The organism is Chelatococcus sp. XZ-Ab1 (genome assembly GCF_029309855.1).
In the GTDB taxonomy this organism is placed as follows: domain Bacteria; phylum Pseudomonadota; class Alphaproteobacteria; order Rhizobiales; family Beijerinckiaceae; genus Chelatococcus_A; species Chelatococcus_A sambhunathii.
This window is the reverse complement of the sequence record NZ_JARKII010000003.1, coordinates 136183-151014: the sequence shown is the minus strand read 5'-3', so window position 1 is coordinate 151014 and position 14832 is coordinate 136183. Positions and strand designations below refer to the sequence as shown.

The 14832-nt window shown below is 68.5% G+C and carries 10 protein-coding genes; 4 read left to right on the top strand and 6 right to left on the bottom strand.

Features of this window, described 5'->3' with window-relative positions; all coding sequences use genetic code 11:
• The first annotated feature begins 46 nt into the window (after positions 1–46).
• Positions 47–1339 (top strand): nicotinate phosphoribosyltransferase, encoded by a 1293-nt coding sequence (gene pncB, locus P2T65_RS06550; RefSeq protein ID WP_276199445.1) that lies wholly within the window; start codon positions 47–49, stop codon positions 1337–1339.
• Positions 1340–1348: 9 nt separating this feature from the next.
• Here pncB and P2T65_RS06545 read toward each other — a convergent pair whose 3' ends face one another.
• Complete coding sequence (locus tag P2T65_RS06545) at positions 1349–2947, bottom strand: peptide chain release factor 3 (protein ID WP_055459434.1); 1599 nt, start codon at positions 2945–2947, stop codon at positions 1349–1351.
• A 174-nt stretch (positions 2948–3121) separates the two neighbouring features.
• Between P2T65_RS06545 and pncA the strand changes: the two genes are divergently transcribed.
• Entirely contained in the window at positions 3122–3757 is a 636-nt protein-coding gene (gene pncA / locus P2T65_RS06540) for a bifunctional nicotinamidase/pyrazinamidase (protein WP_055459433.1), read from the top strand.
• A gap of 136 nt (positions 3758–3893) precedes the next feature.
• On the opposite strand, the gene polA is transcribed toward pncA, so the two are convergent.
• The 5 genes from polA to P2T65_RS06515 form a co-directional block, all read right to left on the bottom strand.
• Positions 3894–6902, bottom strand: coding sequence for a DNA polymerase I (polA, locus tag P2T65_RS06535; protein WP_276199444.1), 3009 nt, complete (start codon positions 6900–6902; stop codon positions 3894–3896).
• Between the two features lie 110 nt (positions 6903–7012).
• A complete protein-coding gene (locus P2T65_RS06530; protein WP_276199443.1) occupies positions 7013–8068 on the bottom strand; it encodes an acyltransferase family protein in 1056 nt (351 codons plus the stop codon).
• 120 nt (positions 8069–8188) lie between these two features.
• A complete protein-coding gene (locus tag P2T65_RS06525; protein ID WP_063186670.1) occupies positions 8189–8674 on the bottom strand; it encodes an MmcB family DNA repair protein in 486 nt (161 codons plus the stop codon).
• A 74-nt stretch (positions 8675–8748) separates the two neighbouring features.
• Positions 8749–9327, bottom strand: a complete 579-nt coding sequence (locus tag P2T65_RS06520) for a Yip1 family protein (protein WP_276199442.1) — start codon at positions 9325–9327, stop codon at positions 8749–8751.
• A 100-nt stretch (positions 9328–9427) separates the two neighbouring features.
• The gene (locus P2T65_RS06515; protein WP_276199441.1) at positions 9428–11056 is read right to left on the bottom strand and encodes a GMC family oxidoreductase N-terminal domain-containing protein; all 1629 of its coding nucleotides are present in this window, start codon (positions 11054–11056) and stop codon (positions 9428–9430) included.
• A 222-nt stretch (positions 11057–11278) separates the two neighbouring features.
• Here P2T65_RS06515 and P2T65_RS06510 point away from each other — a divergent pair, with 222 nt between their 5' ends.
• Both P2T65_RS06510 and P2T65_RS06505 read left to right on the top strand, forming a co-directional pair.
• Entirely contained in the window at positions 11279–13828 is a 2550-nt protein-coding gene (locus P2T65_RS06510; RefSeq protein WP_276199440.1) for an ABC transporter ATP-binding protein, read from the top strand.
• Positions 13829–13905: 77 nt separating this feature from the next.
• A complete protein-coding gene (locus tag P2T65_RS06505; RefSeq protein ID WP_082464806.1) occupies positions 13906–14772 on the top strand; it encodes an MBL fold metallo-hydrolase in 867 nt (288 codons plus the stop codon).
• The last annotated feature ends 60 nt before the right edge of the window (positions 14773–14832 follow it).

Here is a 14832-nt window from a genome sequence, read left to right as displayed (position 1 = left end):
TCGGCACGGGAGAACAGTGAATGAGACGGGCCGACGGAGCCGGAGCATGACGGACATCGCCACACGTGTCTACAATCACAAGTGGAAGATCGACCCGATCATCCGTTCCCTGCTCGACACGGACTTCTACAAGCTGCTGATGGCGCAGACCATCTTCCGGCGCCATCGCGACACCCGCGTCACCTTCTCGATCCTCAATCGGTCGAAGGACATCCGTCTCGCCGAGCTCGTCGAGGAAAGCGCCCTGCGCGAGCAGCTCGACCATGCCCGCAGCCTGAAGCTCACCCGCGGGGAATCGACCTGGCTGCGCGGCAACATGTTCTACGGCAAGCGCCAGATGTTCGCGCCCGAGTTCATCGAATGGCTGGAGGGCTTCCAGCTGCCGGCCTACGACCTGCGGGTGCGCGACGGCCAGTACGAGCTCGAGTTCGACGGACCGTGGCTGGAGACGACCTTCTGGGAAATCCCAGCGCTCGCCATCCTCAACGAGCTGCGTTCGCGCGCCGTACTCGCCGCCATGGGCAAGTTCGAACTGCAGGTGCTCTATGCCCGGGCCATGACTCGGGTATGGGAGAAAGTGCAGCGCCTCAAGGTCCTTCCCGGTCTGCAGATCGCCGATTTCGGCACGCGCCGCCGGCATGGCTTCCTGTGGCAGGACTGGTGCGTGCAAGCGATGATCGAGGGGCTGGGCAATGCCTTTACCGGCACATCGAACTGCCTCATCGCCATGCGCCGGGAGGTCGAGGCCGTCGGCACGAACGCGCACGAACTGCCGATGGTCTATGCGGCGCTCGCCGACAGCGATGCGGAGCTCGCCGCCGCTCCTTACCAGGTGCTGCGCGACTGGCAGGAGGACTACGAGGGCAACCTGCTCATCATCCTGCCCGACACCTATGGCACCACGCATTTCCTGGCCGCCGCGCCGAACTGGGTGTCGAGCTGGACGGGCATCCGCATCGATTCCAAGGATCCGATCGAGGGCGGCGAGGAGGCGATCCGCTGGTGGCGCGAGCGCGGCGAGGACCCGCGCAAGAAGCTCGCCATCTTCTCGGATGCGCTCGACGTCACCGCCATCGAGCGCATCCATTATCACTTCGCCGGGCGCATGCGCTTCGGCTTCGGCTGGGGCACGCTGCTGACCAACGACTTCCGCGGCTTCGCGCCGGACGGGGCGCTCGATCCCATATCGATCGTCTGCAAGGTGGTTTCGGCCAACGGCCGCCCGGCCGTGAAGCTCTCGGACAATCCCGCCAAGGCCATGGGCCCGGCGGCCGAGGTCGAGCGCTACAAGCGCGTCTTCGAGCTCGAGGAGCGCACCGAGCGGCCGGTGCTCGTGTAGGGGCCGGCCTCAGGCCGCCTTCTTCTGGTAGTCCTTCACGTCCGAGAAGCGGATGGTGGGCCAGCGCTCCTCGTCGTAGCGCAGCGAGAAGGGGCTCGAGGCCATGAACACCGGCGCCCCGTCGAGGTCGGCGGCCATGGCGGAATTGTTCGCCGTGGCGAACTTGTCGAGCTCGGCCTTATCGTCCGCGCTCACCCAGCGGCAGACGGAGAAACGCGTCGTCTCGTAGGCGGCGTCGAGGCCGTATTCCGTCTTCAGCCGCTCGATCAGCACGTCGAGCTGCAGCGCGCCGACGACGCCGACGATGGCGCCCGAGCCGTCGTTGGGGATGAAGAGCTGCACGACGCCCTCCTCGGCGAGCTGCTCGAGCGCCTCGCGCAGCTTCTTTGCTTTCATCGCATCCTTGATGGAGATGCGGCGCAGGATCTCGGGGGCGAAGCTCGGCACGCCGCGGAAGACGATGTCCTCGCCCTCGGTGAGTGTGTCGCCGATGCGCAGCGTGCCGTGGTTGGGGATGCCAACCACGTCGCCGGCATAGGCCTCGTCCGCCACCGTGCGATCCTGCGCGAAGAAGAACTGCGGCGCATTGAGGCTGATAGCCTTGCCGGTGCGCACGAGCTTGGCCTTCATGCCGCGGGTCAACCGCCCGGAGCACACGCGCATGAAGGCGATGCGGTCGCGGTGATTGGGGTCCATGTTCGCCTGGATCTTGAAGACGAAGCCGGTCATCTTCGGCTCGTCGGCCTCGACCGTGCGCTTGTCCGCCTCCTGCCCGCGCGGGGAGGGGGCATAGGCCGCCATGGCATCGATGAGCTCGCGGATGCCGAAGTTGCGCAAGGCGCTGCCGAAGAAGACGGGCGTCAGGTGCCCCTCGCGGAAGGCGGCGAGGTCGAAGGGCTTCAGCGCGGCCTCGGCGAGCATCGCCTCCTCCTGCCAGGCCCCGGCCTCGTGCGCCGGCAACAGTGCTGCCACAGCCGAATCCTCGGCGCCGCTGACCGTCATGGTCTCATCGTCGGCGATACGCCGCACCGTCTTCGTGCCGAAGGTGTAGGTGCCGGCGAAGCTCTTGCCGGCGCCGATCGGCCAGTTGATGGGGGCGGTGTCGAGCGCCAGCGTCTTCTCGATTTCGTCGAGCAGGTCGAAGGGGTCGCGACTCTCGCGGTCGAGCTTGTTGACGAAAGTGACGATGGGGATGTCGCGCAGGCGGCACACCTCGAAGAGCTTGCGCGTGCGCGCCTCGATGCCCTTGGCCGCGTCGATGACCATGACGGCGGCATCGACGGCGGTGAGCGTGCGGTAGGTGTCCTCCGAGAAGTCCTCGTGACCCGGCGTGTCGAGCAGGTTGAACACGCAGCCGCCGTACTCGAAGGTCATCACCGAGGTGACGACCGAGATGCCGCGTTCGCGCTCGATGCCCATCCAGTCCGAGCGCGTCTGCACGCGGTTGCGCTTGGCCTTGACCTCGCCGGCGAGCTGGATGGCGCCGCCGAAGAGCAGCAGCTTCTCGGTGAGCGTCGTCTTGCCCGCATCCGGGTGGGAGATGATGGCGAAGGTGCGCCGCCGCGCGATGGGGTCGGCGGGCCCGCCGTTGACGAGGGGGCTATGCATGGGACATCGAAAAATTTTGCGGCGGCGGATGGCAGGGAGGACAGGCCTCGCCGGCTCCGGCAGCCTGGAACCACGGTTGGCGCGTTCTTCCCAGCCATTGGCGGCCGTGTCAATGGCGGGCATTGACGGAGTGTCCGGCGCGCCGGATGCTGGGGACGCGAACAGGGGCGGGTCATGGCGGGTATCAAGGTCGACGAAACGGACGTCCTCCTCGTCGTAGACATGCAGAACGACTTCTGCCCCGGCGGGGCGCTGGCCGTCGATGGCGGCAACGCCATCGTGCCGGTGGTCAATGCGCTGGCGCGGCGCTTCGCCCACGTCATCCTGACGCAGGACTGGCACAAGCCGGGCCACCTGTCCTTCGCCTCGGCCCATCCCGGCCGCAGGCCCTTTGAGACCGTCGAGATGTCCTACGGACCGCAGGTGCTGTGGCCGGACCATTGCGTCGAAGACACGCCGGGCGCCGAATTCCACCCGGACCTCGACGTGCCTCATGCCGAACTCATCCTGCGCAAGGGCTTCGACCCGGCGATCGATTCCTACTCGGCCTTCTACGAGAACGACCGCATGACGCCGACGGGGCTCGGCGGCTATCTCAAGGAGCGGGGCCTGAGGCGCGTCTTCCTCGCCGGCCTCGCGCTCGACTTCTGCGTGCGCTACTCGGCCGAGGACGCGCACGGCCACGGCTTCGCGGTCACCGTCGTCGAGGACGCCTGCCGCGCTATCGATCTCGACGGGTCGCTGGCCGCGACCGAGGCGGCGTTCGCGGCGCTCGGCATCGCCCAGGTGGACGTGGCTGATATCCGCTGAGCCGAATGGCCTCCCCGTCATGCCCACGCTTGTCCGGGCGCGGCCCTTTTGACCTGCTTCTGCCTGTCAGCCGAAAACCGCCGTCTCGCCCTGCGGGGCATGGTGGCGCCCTGCTGGAAGCGTCCGCAGCCGCGGTTCAATGCGCCTCTTCCCAATTGCTCGCGGCTCTCGCCTCGACCTCGAGCGGCACGGCGAGCGCCACGGCGGGCTTGGGCGCCTCGCGCATCACATGGGTGATGACCGGCAGCGTCCTGTCGACCTCGCTCTCCGGCACCTCGAAAACGAGTTCGTCGTGAACCTGCAGCAGCATGCGCGCATTGAGGCCCGCCTTCTCGAGCGCCTCGTCCATGCGCACCATGGCGCGACGGATGATGTCGGCGGCAGTGCCCTGGATCGGGGCATTGATCGCCTGGCGCTCGACGAAGGCGCGCTCGGAGGGGTTGGACGACCTGATCTGCGGATAATGGCAGATGCGGCCGAACAGCGTCGTTACATAGCCGTTCTCGCGGCAGAAGCGCTTGGTCTCGTCCATGTAGTCGCGGATGCCGGGGAAGCGCTCGAAATATTTCCTGATATAGGCCGAGGCCTCCTCGCGCGGGATGCCGAGCTGGTTAGCGAGACCGAAGGCCGAGATGCCGTAAATGATGCCGAAGTTGATGGCCTTGGCGCGCCGGCGCACCAGGGGGTCCATGCCCTTCACCGGCACGCCGAACATCTCCGAGGCGGTCATGGCGTGAATGTCGATGCCGTCGGCGAAGGCCTGCCGCAGCTGCGGGATGTCGGCGATATGTGCAAGGACGCGCAGCTCGATCTGGCTGTAGTCGGCCGATACGAGCTTCGTGCCCGGCGACGCGACGAAGGCGGTGCGGATCTTGCGCCCTTCTTCCGTGCGCACCGGGATGTTCTGGATGTTCGGCTCCGATGATGACAACCGCCCGGTCGTGGTCGCGGCGAGCGAGAAGCACGTGTGCACGCGGTGCGTCTCGGGATTGACGTAGCCGGGCAGCGCATCGGTGTAGGTGGACTTCAGCTTGGCGAGCTGGCGCCATTCGAGGATCTTCGACGGCAGCGGATGGCCCTCGGCGGCGAGGTCCTCCAGCACCCCGGCGCCGGTCGCCCACTGGCCGGTCTTCGTCTTCCTGGCGCCGGGCAGGCCCATTCTGCCGAAGAGGATGTCGCCCAATTGCTTGGGGCTGCCGATGGTGAAGCGCTCGCCGGCCAGGGCATAGATCTCCTCCTCGAGCCCGGCGAGCTTTTGGGCGAACTCGCCGGACAGACGCGAGAGGATGGCGCGATCGATGGCAATGCCGCGGCTCTCCATGCGTGCCAGCGTCGCCACCATCGGCCGCTCCAGGGTCTCGTAGACGCTCGTGCGGCTCTCCGCGACGAGGCGCGGCTTCAGAGCGAGCCACAGGCGCAAGGTGACGTCCGCATCCTCGGCGGCATAGGCGGTCGCCTTGTCGATCGCCACCTTGTCGAAGGTAACCTGCGTCTTGCCGGAACCGGCGACCTGCGAGAAGGCGATGGGCGTGTGGCCGAGATGCTTCTCCGACAGGGCATCCATGCCGTGCAAGCCGCGGCCGGCATCGAGCACGTAGGAAATCAGCATGGTGTCGTCGTAGGGCGCCAGCGTGATGCCGTGGCGGGCGAAGATCAGCCAGTCGTATTTCAGGTTCTGGCCGATCTTGAGGACGGAAGGGTCCTCGAGCAGCGGTTTCAGCCGCGCTACCGCCTCGCGCAACGGAAGCTGGCCGGCGGCGAGGCCGTTGCCGAAGAGGTCGTCGCCGTCTCTGTGCTGCAGCGGTACGTAGCAGGCCTTGCCGGGATCGGTCGCGAGCGAGAAGCCGACGAGTTCGGCCCGCATGGCGTCGACCGAGTTCGTCTCCGTATCGACGGCGACATGGCCGCGCTCGCGCGCCTCGGCGATCCATTCGTCAAGGCGCGCGAGGCTCGTTACCGTCTCGTAGGCATTGCGGTCGACCGGGACGGCGGCCTCGGCCGCGCGGCTCGCGACGAGAGCGGCCGGGACGAGGAGTTCGTCGCCTGGCCGGGCCGATGCGGCCGACGGGGTGGCAGGCGCGGTTGCCGCGGCCGTCTCGCCGGGGCTCCAGCCAAGGCCGGCGCCTGGGGCGGCGAGGCGCGCGTCTGGCTCAACGGCGGCGATGTCGATTTCGTAGAGCTCGGCAACGCGCTTGGTGATGGTTGTGAACTCCATCGCCTTCAGGAAGGCGACGAGGTTCCGCGGATCCGGCGGCACGAGCGCGAGGTCGGCGAGCGGGGTTTCCACGGCCACGTCGTCGACGAGCGAGACGAGCCGACGGGAGATGAGGATCTGCTCGACGATGTCCGGGTTCGTCAGCGTCTCGCGCCGCTTGGGCTGCTTGATCTCGCCTGCGCGCGCGATGAGCGTGTCGAGATCGCCGTATTCTGCGATGAGCTGGGCGGCCGTCTTGATGCCTATGCCGGGAGCGCCGGGCACGTTGTCGGTCGAATCGCCGGCGAGCGCCTGCACGTCGACCACCTTGTGCGGCTCGACGCCGAAATATTCCAGCACCTCGTCGCGGCCGATACGCCGCTCGGGCCGGAAGCTGCCCTTCGACTGGGTGCCGGAGGCCGGGTCGTACATGGCGACACCGGGCCGGATGAGTTGCATGAGGTCCTTGTCTGCGGAGATGATGAGCACGTCGGCGCCGGCCTCCGTCGCCTCGCGCGCATAGGTGGCGATGAGATCGTCCGCCTCGTAGCGGTCCTGCTCCACCGGCTTGAGGCCGAAAGCGCGGACCGCCTCGCGCATCAGCGGGAACTGCGGGATGAGATCTTCCGGCGGTTCCTGCCGGTTTGCCTTGTAGGGCGGATAGATTTCCTTGCGGAAGGACTGCTCCGACTTGTCGAAGATGATGGCGAGATGGGTCGGGACGATGCCGACCGCGCCCTCGCGGATGAACTGGAACAACTTGGTGCAGAACAGGCGCACGGCACCGGTGGGCAGGCCGTCCGAGCGGTAGTTGTATTTCCGGTCCTGGTTCATGGACTGGAAATAGGCGCGGAAGACGAAGGATGAGCCGTCGACGAGAAAGACGTGATCCCCCGGCTTCAGCGCACGGGCGGCGTGGACGGCAACGGCGGGGGCGGCTTGCTCGGACATGGCTCTCGGACGGATGCTTTTCGGGAATCGCCGGTAAGGTCGGGGCGGGACTATGCCACGCCTTGTCCGCGTTCGCGATCCGTTTCGCTCGCCGTCCCGGAAAGCCGCCTTTAGCCGGCCGTCGCGAGGCGTGCCGGCGCGGCGATGTGGCAGGCCCGCGGCCGCACGAAAAGCGCGTCGAGCATCGTGCCGCGGATCAGCCGCTCGAAGATGAGGGGCGCAACGACCCCCGCCGCCGTGACGACGGCGGCGCCCCAGCCGACGCCGATGACCTCGACGAGGCCGGTCTTGACGAGGATGAGGCGCATCACCGCCATGGGCAGGAAGAAGGCGAGATAGACGACGATGGAGCGCTCGCCGCAATAGGTCAGCGGGCCGGCGAGGCCGCGCGCGACGAGCAGCGCGGCGATGGCCGTGATGGCGATGGCGCCGGCGAGACCGAGGACCAGGCTCACCCCCGGCAGGGCCGCGACCGTCGCGTGGCCGCTCACCCCGCTCGGCGCGAAGGCGGCGAAACCGTTGACGAGCGCCCAGAGGGCGAGCCCGAGGAGCGCGAGCGCCGCGTTGCGGCCCGCCCAGGCGGCAATGGCGAAGACACGCGGGGCGAGGACATAGCCGGCGGCGAAATAGACGAAATAGGCGGCGAAGGCGTCGATCACGAGCCAGCCGCTCTCGACGTGGGCGATCTGCAGGGCGGCGGCGCCGGCGAGGATCACGGCCGGCGGCAGGCGGCGCAGCAGCTTCACCGCCACCGAATAGACGGCGAGCATGTAGATGAACCACAGGGTGCCGAAGGGCTCGATGAAGCCGAGCGCGAAGAGGCGGACAAGCTCGGCCGGATCGCCGCCGGCGAGGCCCCAGCCCTTCATGGCGAACTGGATGACATACCAGACAAGGTAGAAATAGAGGAAATGCACGATGCGCCGGTCGGCGAAGGTGCGCCAGTCGCGCGCCACGGCCCGGCCGAGGAAGAGGCCGGAGACGAGGAAGAAGTCGGGCATGCGGAAGGGCTTGGCGAAGGCGACGACCTCATGCATCCAGCCCTCGCGACCTACCGCCTCGCCGAGGCCGAGCGTCGCATGCATCATGACGACGAGGATGATGCAGATGCCCTTGGCGGTATCGACCCAGGCGATGCGCTCGCCGGTCGGCAATGGCGACGTCATGCTGGCTGCTCCCGTTATGGCACGCCCTGTCCCGCAATGCGACGCCGGCCCGGTCGGTGTCCGGCGTACGCTCTTCCGGCCTTTGCCCAGCAAGCGGCGTGCCGGATGGCGGAGAGGACCTCAGATGATGCCGCGCGCGCCTTCGGGATCGAAGGCGGCGTGGAGGCGCGAGGCGGCGGCGCGGGCAAAGCGCAGCGTCACCTCCTTGCGGCGGGCGCCGGGCAGCGGATGGAGGGGCGCCTCACGCAGTACGGCGGCGCCGTACTGGTCGGCGACGATGAGCCCTGTCGCCTCCGGCAGCACCTCCTGCGGGAAGTCGTCGGTGACGGCGAAGAAGAGGCGGTCGCAATAGGCCCGGTAGTCCTGCCACTTGCCGTCGGTGCGGAAGTCGGCGAGGCACGACTTGACCTCGACGACGGTGATGCGCCCGTCGGGGGCGAGCGCCACGACGTCGGCCCGCCGGCCGGAGGCAAGGGTGAGCTCCGTTACCGTCACCTGCCCGAGACCGGCGAAGAGCCGGCGCACGCCCCGCTGGACGGCGAGTGCGACGGGCGACTGGCGCCCGTCCTCCGGCAAAACCAGCACGCTCCCCGCCCGAGAGGCCATGTCACCCATCGATATCATCCGCCCGTCACTTCGCCGTTCTTCGCCGGCGCTCCTGCCTTCGCACAGCTTTGGTCTCACATCATGGCGGGCATGGGCATCAAGGAGGCGATCACGAGCGACAGGATGAAGCTCATGACGAGCGCGATGATCACGACGATGGCGGTGAACAGGCCGGCCTTGCTCTCGGCCACCCCCATGAGCCGCGGCGCCCCGACATAGAGCAGATAGATGCCGTAGAGCCCGAGGATGGCGAGGAAGCCGAGCACCGGCACGAGGAGGAAGACGCCCGTCAGCCAGGCCGGCGTGTAGGAATAGGCCGCCAGCTTGAAGGCGGGAAGCATGCCCTTGCGGCCGCCGAAGCTGGGCGCCAGCGCATCAATGACAAGTGCCACGAGATAGACGATGAGGAGCCCGAGCCCGAACTGCAGGGCCGCCATCACGAGGCCGCTGAAGAAGGGCATGCGCATGTGCCCCTCGCCCATGCTGAAGCCCAGCACCGACATGCCGATGAAGCCGCAGACGGCCGGGATGAGCGCAAGCGGGACGACGTAATTCCGGTAGACGTCGCCGACCGTGCCCCCCTCGGCCGCGATCATGGGCCACTCGGTTCGTGGCGTGACGATGATGTTCCTTGCCCTGTCGACCAGCCCCATGTGACATTCTCCCTGCCGGAGGCCGCAGCTCCCGCCGCGGCGAAACGACGCAACATATGCCGGAAACGCCCGGGCGGAAACCGGCTGCGGTCGCGCCCGCTCAGGCGACGCGCGCATCCTCCGCCATCATGGCGGCCGCCTTGTCGGCGATCATCATCGTGGGCGAATTGGTGTTGCCGGAGGTGATGGTCGGCATCACCGAGGCATCGGCGACGCGCAGGCCGGCGATGCCGCGTACCCGAAGGCGCGCGTCGACGACGGCGAGGGGATCGTCGTCACGGCCCATGCGGGCCGTACCGACGGGATGGAAGATGGTGGTACCGAGATCGCCCGCCGCCCCGGCGAGATCGTCGTCGCTCGTCAGATGCGGCCCCGGTTTGAATTCCTCGGGCGAGAAGCGCGCGAGCGGCGGCGCGGCGGCCAGCCGACGCGCGAGGCGAATGGCGTCGACCGCGACCCGCCGGTCCTCCTCCGTGGCGAGGTAGTTCGGGGCGATCGCCGGCGGCACACGCGCCTCCGGGCTCTTCGCATGAACCGAGCCGCGGCTCGTCGGGCGCAGGTTGCAGACGCTCGCAGTAAAGGCGGGGAAGGGATGCAGCCGGTCGCCGAACTTGTCGAGCGACAGCGGCTGAATGTGGAACTGAAGATTCGGCGTCTCGTACTCCGGCGAGGAGCGGGTGAAGATGCCGAGCTGCGACGGGGCCATGGTCAGCGGCCCGCGTCGGAAGAGGGCAAATTCGAGCGCCATGGCAGCGCGTCTGACGAGCCTTGCGTAATCCTCGTTGAGGGTGCGCACGCCGGAGACCTTGAAGATGGGGCGGAGCTGCAGATGGTCCTGCAGGTTCTCGCCGACGCCCGGCAGGTCGCGCACGGGATCGATGCCGAGCCCGGCGAGCCGGGCGGCATCGCCGATGCCGCTCACTTCGAGCAGCTGCGGCGTGCCGATGGCGCCGGCGGCGAGCACCACCTCGCCGCGGGCCCGCATGGTGAAGCGCTCGCCGCCGCGCGAGAAGACGACGCCCGTGGCGCGGCCGTCCTCGACGAGGATGCGCTCCACGTGCACTCCCGTCTCCAGACGAAGGTTCCGACGGCCGAGGACCGGCTTCAGGAAGCCGCGCGCCGCGCTCCAGCGCCGGCCGTTCTTCTGGTTAACCTGGAAGTATGAGGAGCCGAAATTGTCGCCGGTGTTGAAATCGTCAACCTTGGGGATGCCGAGGCTCTCGGCGGCGTCCTGCACGGCGTCGAGCAGGTCCCAGCGCATGCGCGGATAGTCGACGCACCATTCCCCGCCGCTGCGGTGCAGCGCATTGGGCGGGGCGACGTGGTTCTCCATCGACAGGAAATGCGGCAGGACGTCGTCCCAGCCCCAGCCTGGAAGGCCCATCTGCCGCCAGCGCTCGTAGTCTGCCGCCTGGCCGCGCATGTAGATCATGGCGTTGATGGCGGAGCAGCCGCCAATGACCTTGCCGCGCGGATAGGCGAGCGCGCGGCCGTTGAGGCCGGCCACGGCCTCCGTGCGAAACATCCAGTCGGCGCGCGGATTGCCGATGGCGAAGAGATAGCCGACGGGGATGTGGAACCATATCCAGTCGTCGCGGCCGCCGGCCTCCAGAAGGAGGACGGACCGCTTCGGGTCCGCCGACAGGCGGTTGGCGAGCACGCAGCCGGCCGAGCCGGCGCCGACGACGATGTAGTCGAAGGTTTCCCCCTCCCCGGTCGCAGGTGCCACGCCGTCCTCCCCGAGCCTTGCTGTTATCTGGTGTGCAGAAGGACACGGGGCGGCGGCTCATGGCAAGCCACGCTGCGGTGATGCTTTGGCCAGACCGCAGTCGGCTCGCCGCACCGCGCCCGGCCATCGTCCTGCAAAAGCGGTTCAAACTTTTGCGAAACGTCAGTAGGGTCGGGGCCACGGGTTGCCGCACCGCGGCCCGCCACTGGCCGCCGGAGAACCATGGAACGCGATCCCCTACGACTTGCTTGGCGCAGCAATCGCGGCCTTAATCTGGTGATCGCTCTTGTCGGCCTCATGCTGGCGGCCGCCGTCCTCCTCTTCCTCGTCGTGCTGGCGACCCTGATCGATGACGTCATAATCGGCGGGGGTTTCACCGATATCGATGCGCAGGCGCCTTTCCTGCGCCTCGCCTTCGGGCTGCCCGCGGTCTTCGGCGGCGGTGAGGTCGTCGTGTCCGAGGGCATTCTCCTTGGCCGCGATGCCTATATGGCGGCGGCCATCGCGACGCTCATTGCCCTCGTCCTCCTGCAGGTGGGGCTCAGGGCGCTGGTCTCCCTTCTTGCTGCGACGGCAGCGAGCCGCGCCACGAACGGGCTGAGGAAGGATATCTTCGGCCGCATCGTCACGGCCCGGCCCTCGGCGCGGGACGAGGCGGAGGCGGCCGCGCGGCAGATCGGCGAGGGTGTCGGCCGGCTCGCGTCGGTGCTCGGGGAAGCGCTCGCCGTGCCGCTCAGCGTCGGTCCGGAAATCCTCGTCATTCTCGCCTTCGGCTTCGCGCAGCATCTGTTCATCGGGCTCCTGTTCCTCGGCGGGGCCATCGCTGCCGCCGTCCTGATGCGGCCTCTCGACGAGGCAAGGGCCGCGCTGGGCTTCGTTGCGCGCGAGGGCGATCGCGAATCGGGGCGCATGGCCCAGGAGGCGGCGCGGCGGCTGCCAGCCATCCGCATTCATGGCACGGGCAAGGCGGAGCTCTCGGGCTTCGGCGCCATGCTGGCGCACCTGTCTGCCCGGCAGGCCGCGCAGGCGCGGCGCCACATTGTCCTGCAGGCGCTCGTTGCCGTCGTCCGCTACGGCCTTCCCGCGCTCTTCATCGTGATCGCAGGCAATCTCGCGGCCCAAGGGATGCTGTCCGCCGGTGCCTTTGTCGCCGCGCTCTTCGCCGCCTTCCTGATGCTACGGCCTGTGGATGTGCTCACGCGCTGGATCGCCGGGCAGCGCGAGGGCCGGGCCGCCCTCGAGGAACTGGCCCGCGCCGTCGGCAGCCTCAATGCGCGTGGCGAGCGGCGCCGGCGGGCGGCGCGCCTGCCGCAACCCTCGCCGCAGCGCATCGAGGTCAAGGGTCTCGCGGCCTTCGATCCCCATTCCGGACACAGGCTCGAGGACGTCGACCTGGCATTCGACCTGCCGGCACACGTCGCTCTCGTCGGGCCGCCAGGGTCCGGCGCGGATGTGCTCGCCGCGATCCTCGGCGGCGCGCTCGATCCCACGGAGGGGCGCGTCCTCTTCGACGGTGTCGACGTCGGCGAGATGTCCGACGGCTACAGGGCGGCCGTCATCGCCTTCGCCGGGGCCGATCCCGTGATGCTCGACGGCAGCCTCAGGGACAACCTGACCTACGGCGTGCCGCCGGAGCTGACGCGGGACAAGGATGCGTGCGATGCCCGGCTCATCGCCGCGCTCAAGCTCGTCGGGGTCGATGCGGAGGTCTACAGCCTGGGGCTCAATGGGGCCGTCGGCGCCCATGCGGCGGGCCGCCTCGCTCCCTTCATCGCCGACGCTCGGCGGGCGGTGAGGGAGGAACTCGCTTCCGACGGAACCGAAGATCTCGTCGATCCGTTTGCGGCCGAGCGCTACAACCGCCACGGCACCGTGGCCGAGAACATCCTTTTCGGCGTGCCCGTGGGCGACACGTTCGAGGAGCGGCGTCTCGCCCGCAACCCCTTCCTCAGGGCTGTGCTGGAGGCGGAGGAATTGACGCGGCCGCTGACGGAGATGGGGCTCGCCATCGCCACGCAGATGGTGGAGATGTTCGCCGGCATTCCCGACGACAACGCTCTCATCGAGCGCTTCTCCTTCTTCAGCGCCGAGGAGCGCGGCCGCTACGAGGGCCTGATCGCACGCCGCGCCCAGCGCCGGCGCAGCGAACAGGCCGAGGACCGCGATCTCTTGATCGCGCTTGCCCTGCGCTATGTGGAGACGCGGCACCGCCTCGGCCTGCTCGACGAGACGCTGGAGGCGCGCATCGTTGCGGCCCGGCGCACCTTCGCGCGCCTGCTGCCGCCGGGCCTTGCGCCGGCCATCGAGTTCTGGGAAGCGGAGCGGTTGTGCAGCGCTGCCTCGCTCAGCGACAACCTGCTCTTCGGCCGCGTGGCCTACGACATCGCCGGGGCGGAGGAGCGGGTGCATGCCGCCGTGCGCCGCGTCCTCGCCTCGCTCGATCTCGACGCCGAGGTGCTGCGGCTCGGGCTCTCCGCCCGCGTCGGCCCGCGCAAGGGGCTCGTCTCGCCGGTGCCGGACCGGCTGGTCGATCTTATCCGCTGCCTGGCGCGCGAGCCGCAGGTGCTCGTGGTCAGCCACATTTTCGACGGCATGACGCGGAGCGATGCCGAGGCACTCGTCGGCCGTCTGCGCCAGGGGTTCGAGAGCCGCAGCCTCGTCGCCGTGCTGCCGCCGGGCCTGTCCGAAGACTGCCTTGGCAGGACCGTCCATTTCTCGCGCTCCGGGCTGGCGCAGCCACGGACGGCGGCGGAAATGGCGGAGCAATCATGACTCTCCCGAATCGTGACTTGCATGTGCGCTAGCGCACGTCGTTTGCGGTTTTTCTAAGGTAGAGATGATAGATGGCTATGGACAAGAAACCGACGGAGAGTGATCTCAGCGTCCGCTTCTGGGGCGTCCGGGGCTCGCATCCCGTGTCGGGGCCGGACGTATGCACGTTCGGCGGTCATACGGCCTGCGTCGAGGTACGTTGTGGTGAGCGGCTGTTTGTCATCGACGCCGGCACGGGCATCACCCGCCTCGGACAGACGCTCGGCGCCGATGCTCCGGCGCACATCGACCTGCTTCTGAGCCACCTTCATCTCGACCATGTCATCGGTCTGCCCTTCTTCCGGCCGGCTTTGATGAAGGGCACGACGCTGCGGCTGCACTGCGGCAATCTCGGCGGCGAGAGTGCCGAGGCGGCGCTCAACCGGCTGTTTGCGCCGCCGCTCTTCCCAGTGACGCTCGCCCAGTTGCCGGCGACGATTGAGCACGTCGGCTTCCATGCCGGTGAGACGCTGACCTTCGACGATGGGCTCAGGGTCCGCACGTGCCCGCTGCAGCATCCCTCCGGCGCCACCGCCTATCGCTTCGACCACGGCGGGCGGGCCGTCTGCTACGTCAGCGACATCGAGCACGACGAGCTCGGCCCCTGGCCGCACGAGGAACTGCTCGCTTTCGTGCGCAACGCCGACCTCGTCATCTACGACGCCATGTATACGGAAGCGGAATATTGCCGCTGCCGCGGCTGGGGCCACTCGACCTGCGATGCGGGCGTCGCGCTCTGCCGGGCGGCCGGCGTCGGCCGGCTCGCGGCCTTCCACGTGCATCCCTGGCACACGGATGCCGATCTCGCCGACATGGAGCGGCGCCTCGCCGCCATGCTGCCCGGTTCGTTCGTCGCGCGCGAGGGGCAGGAGGTTCACCTCGCCGCCGCGCGCGTAGCCGCCTGATCGCGACCGCACGACAGCCTCGCCGCTTGCGGCTGTGGCACCATCGGCTATTGTCGCGCC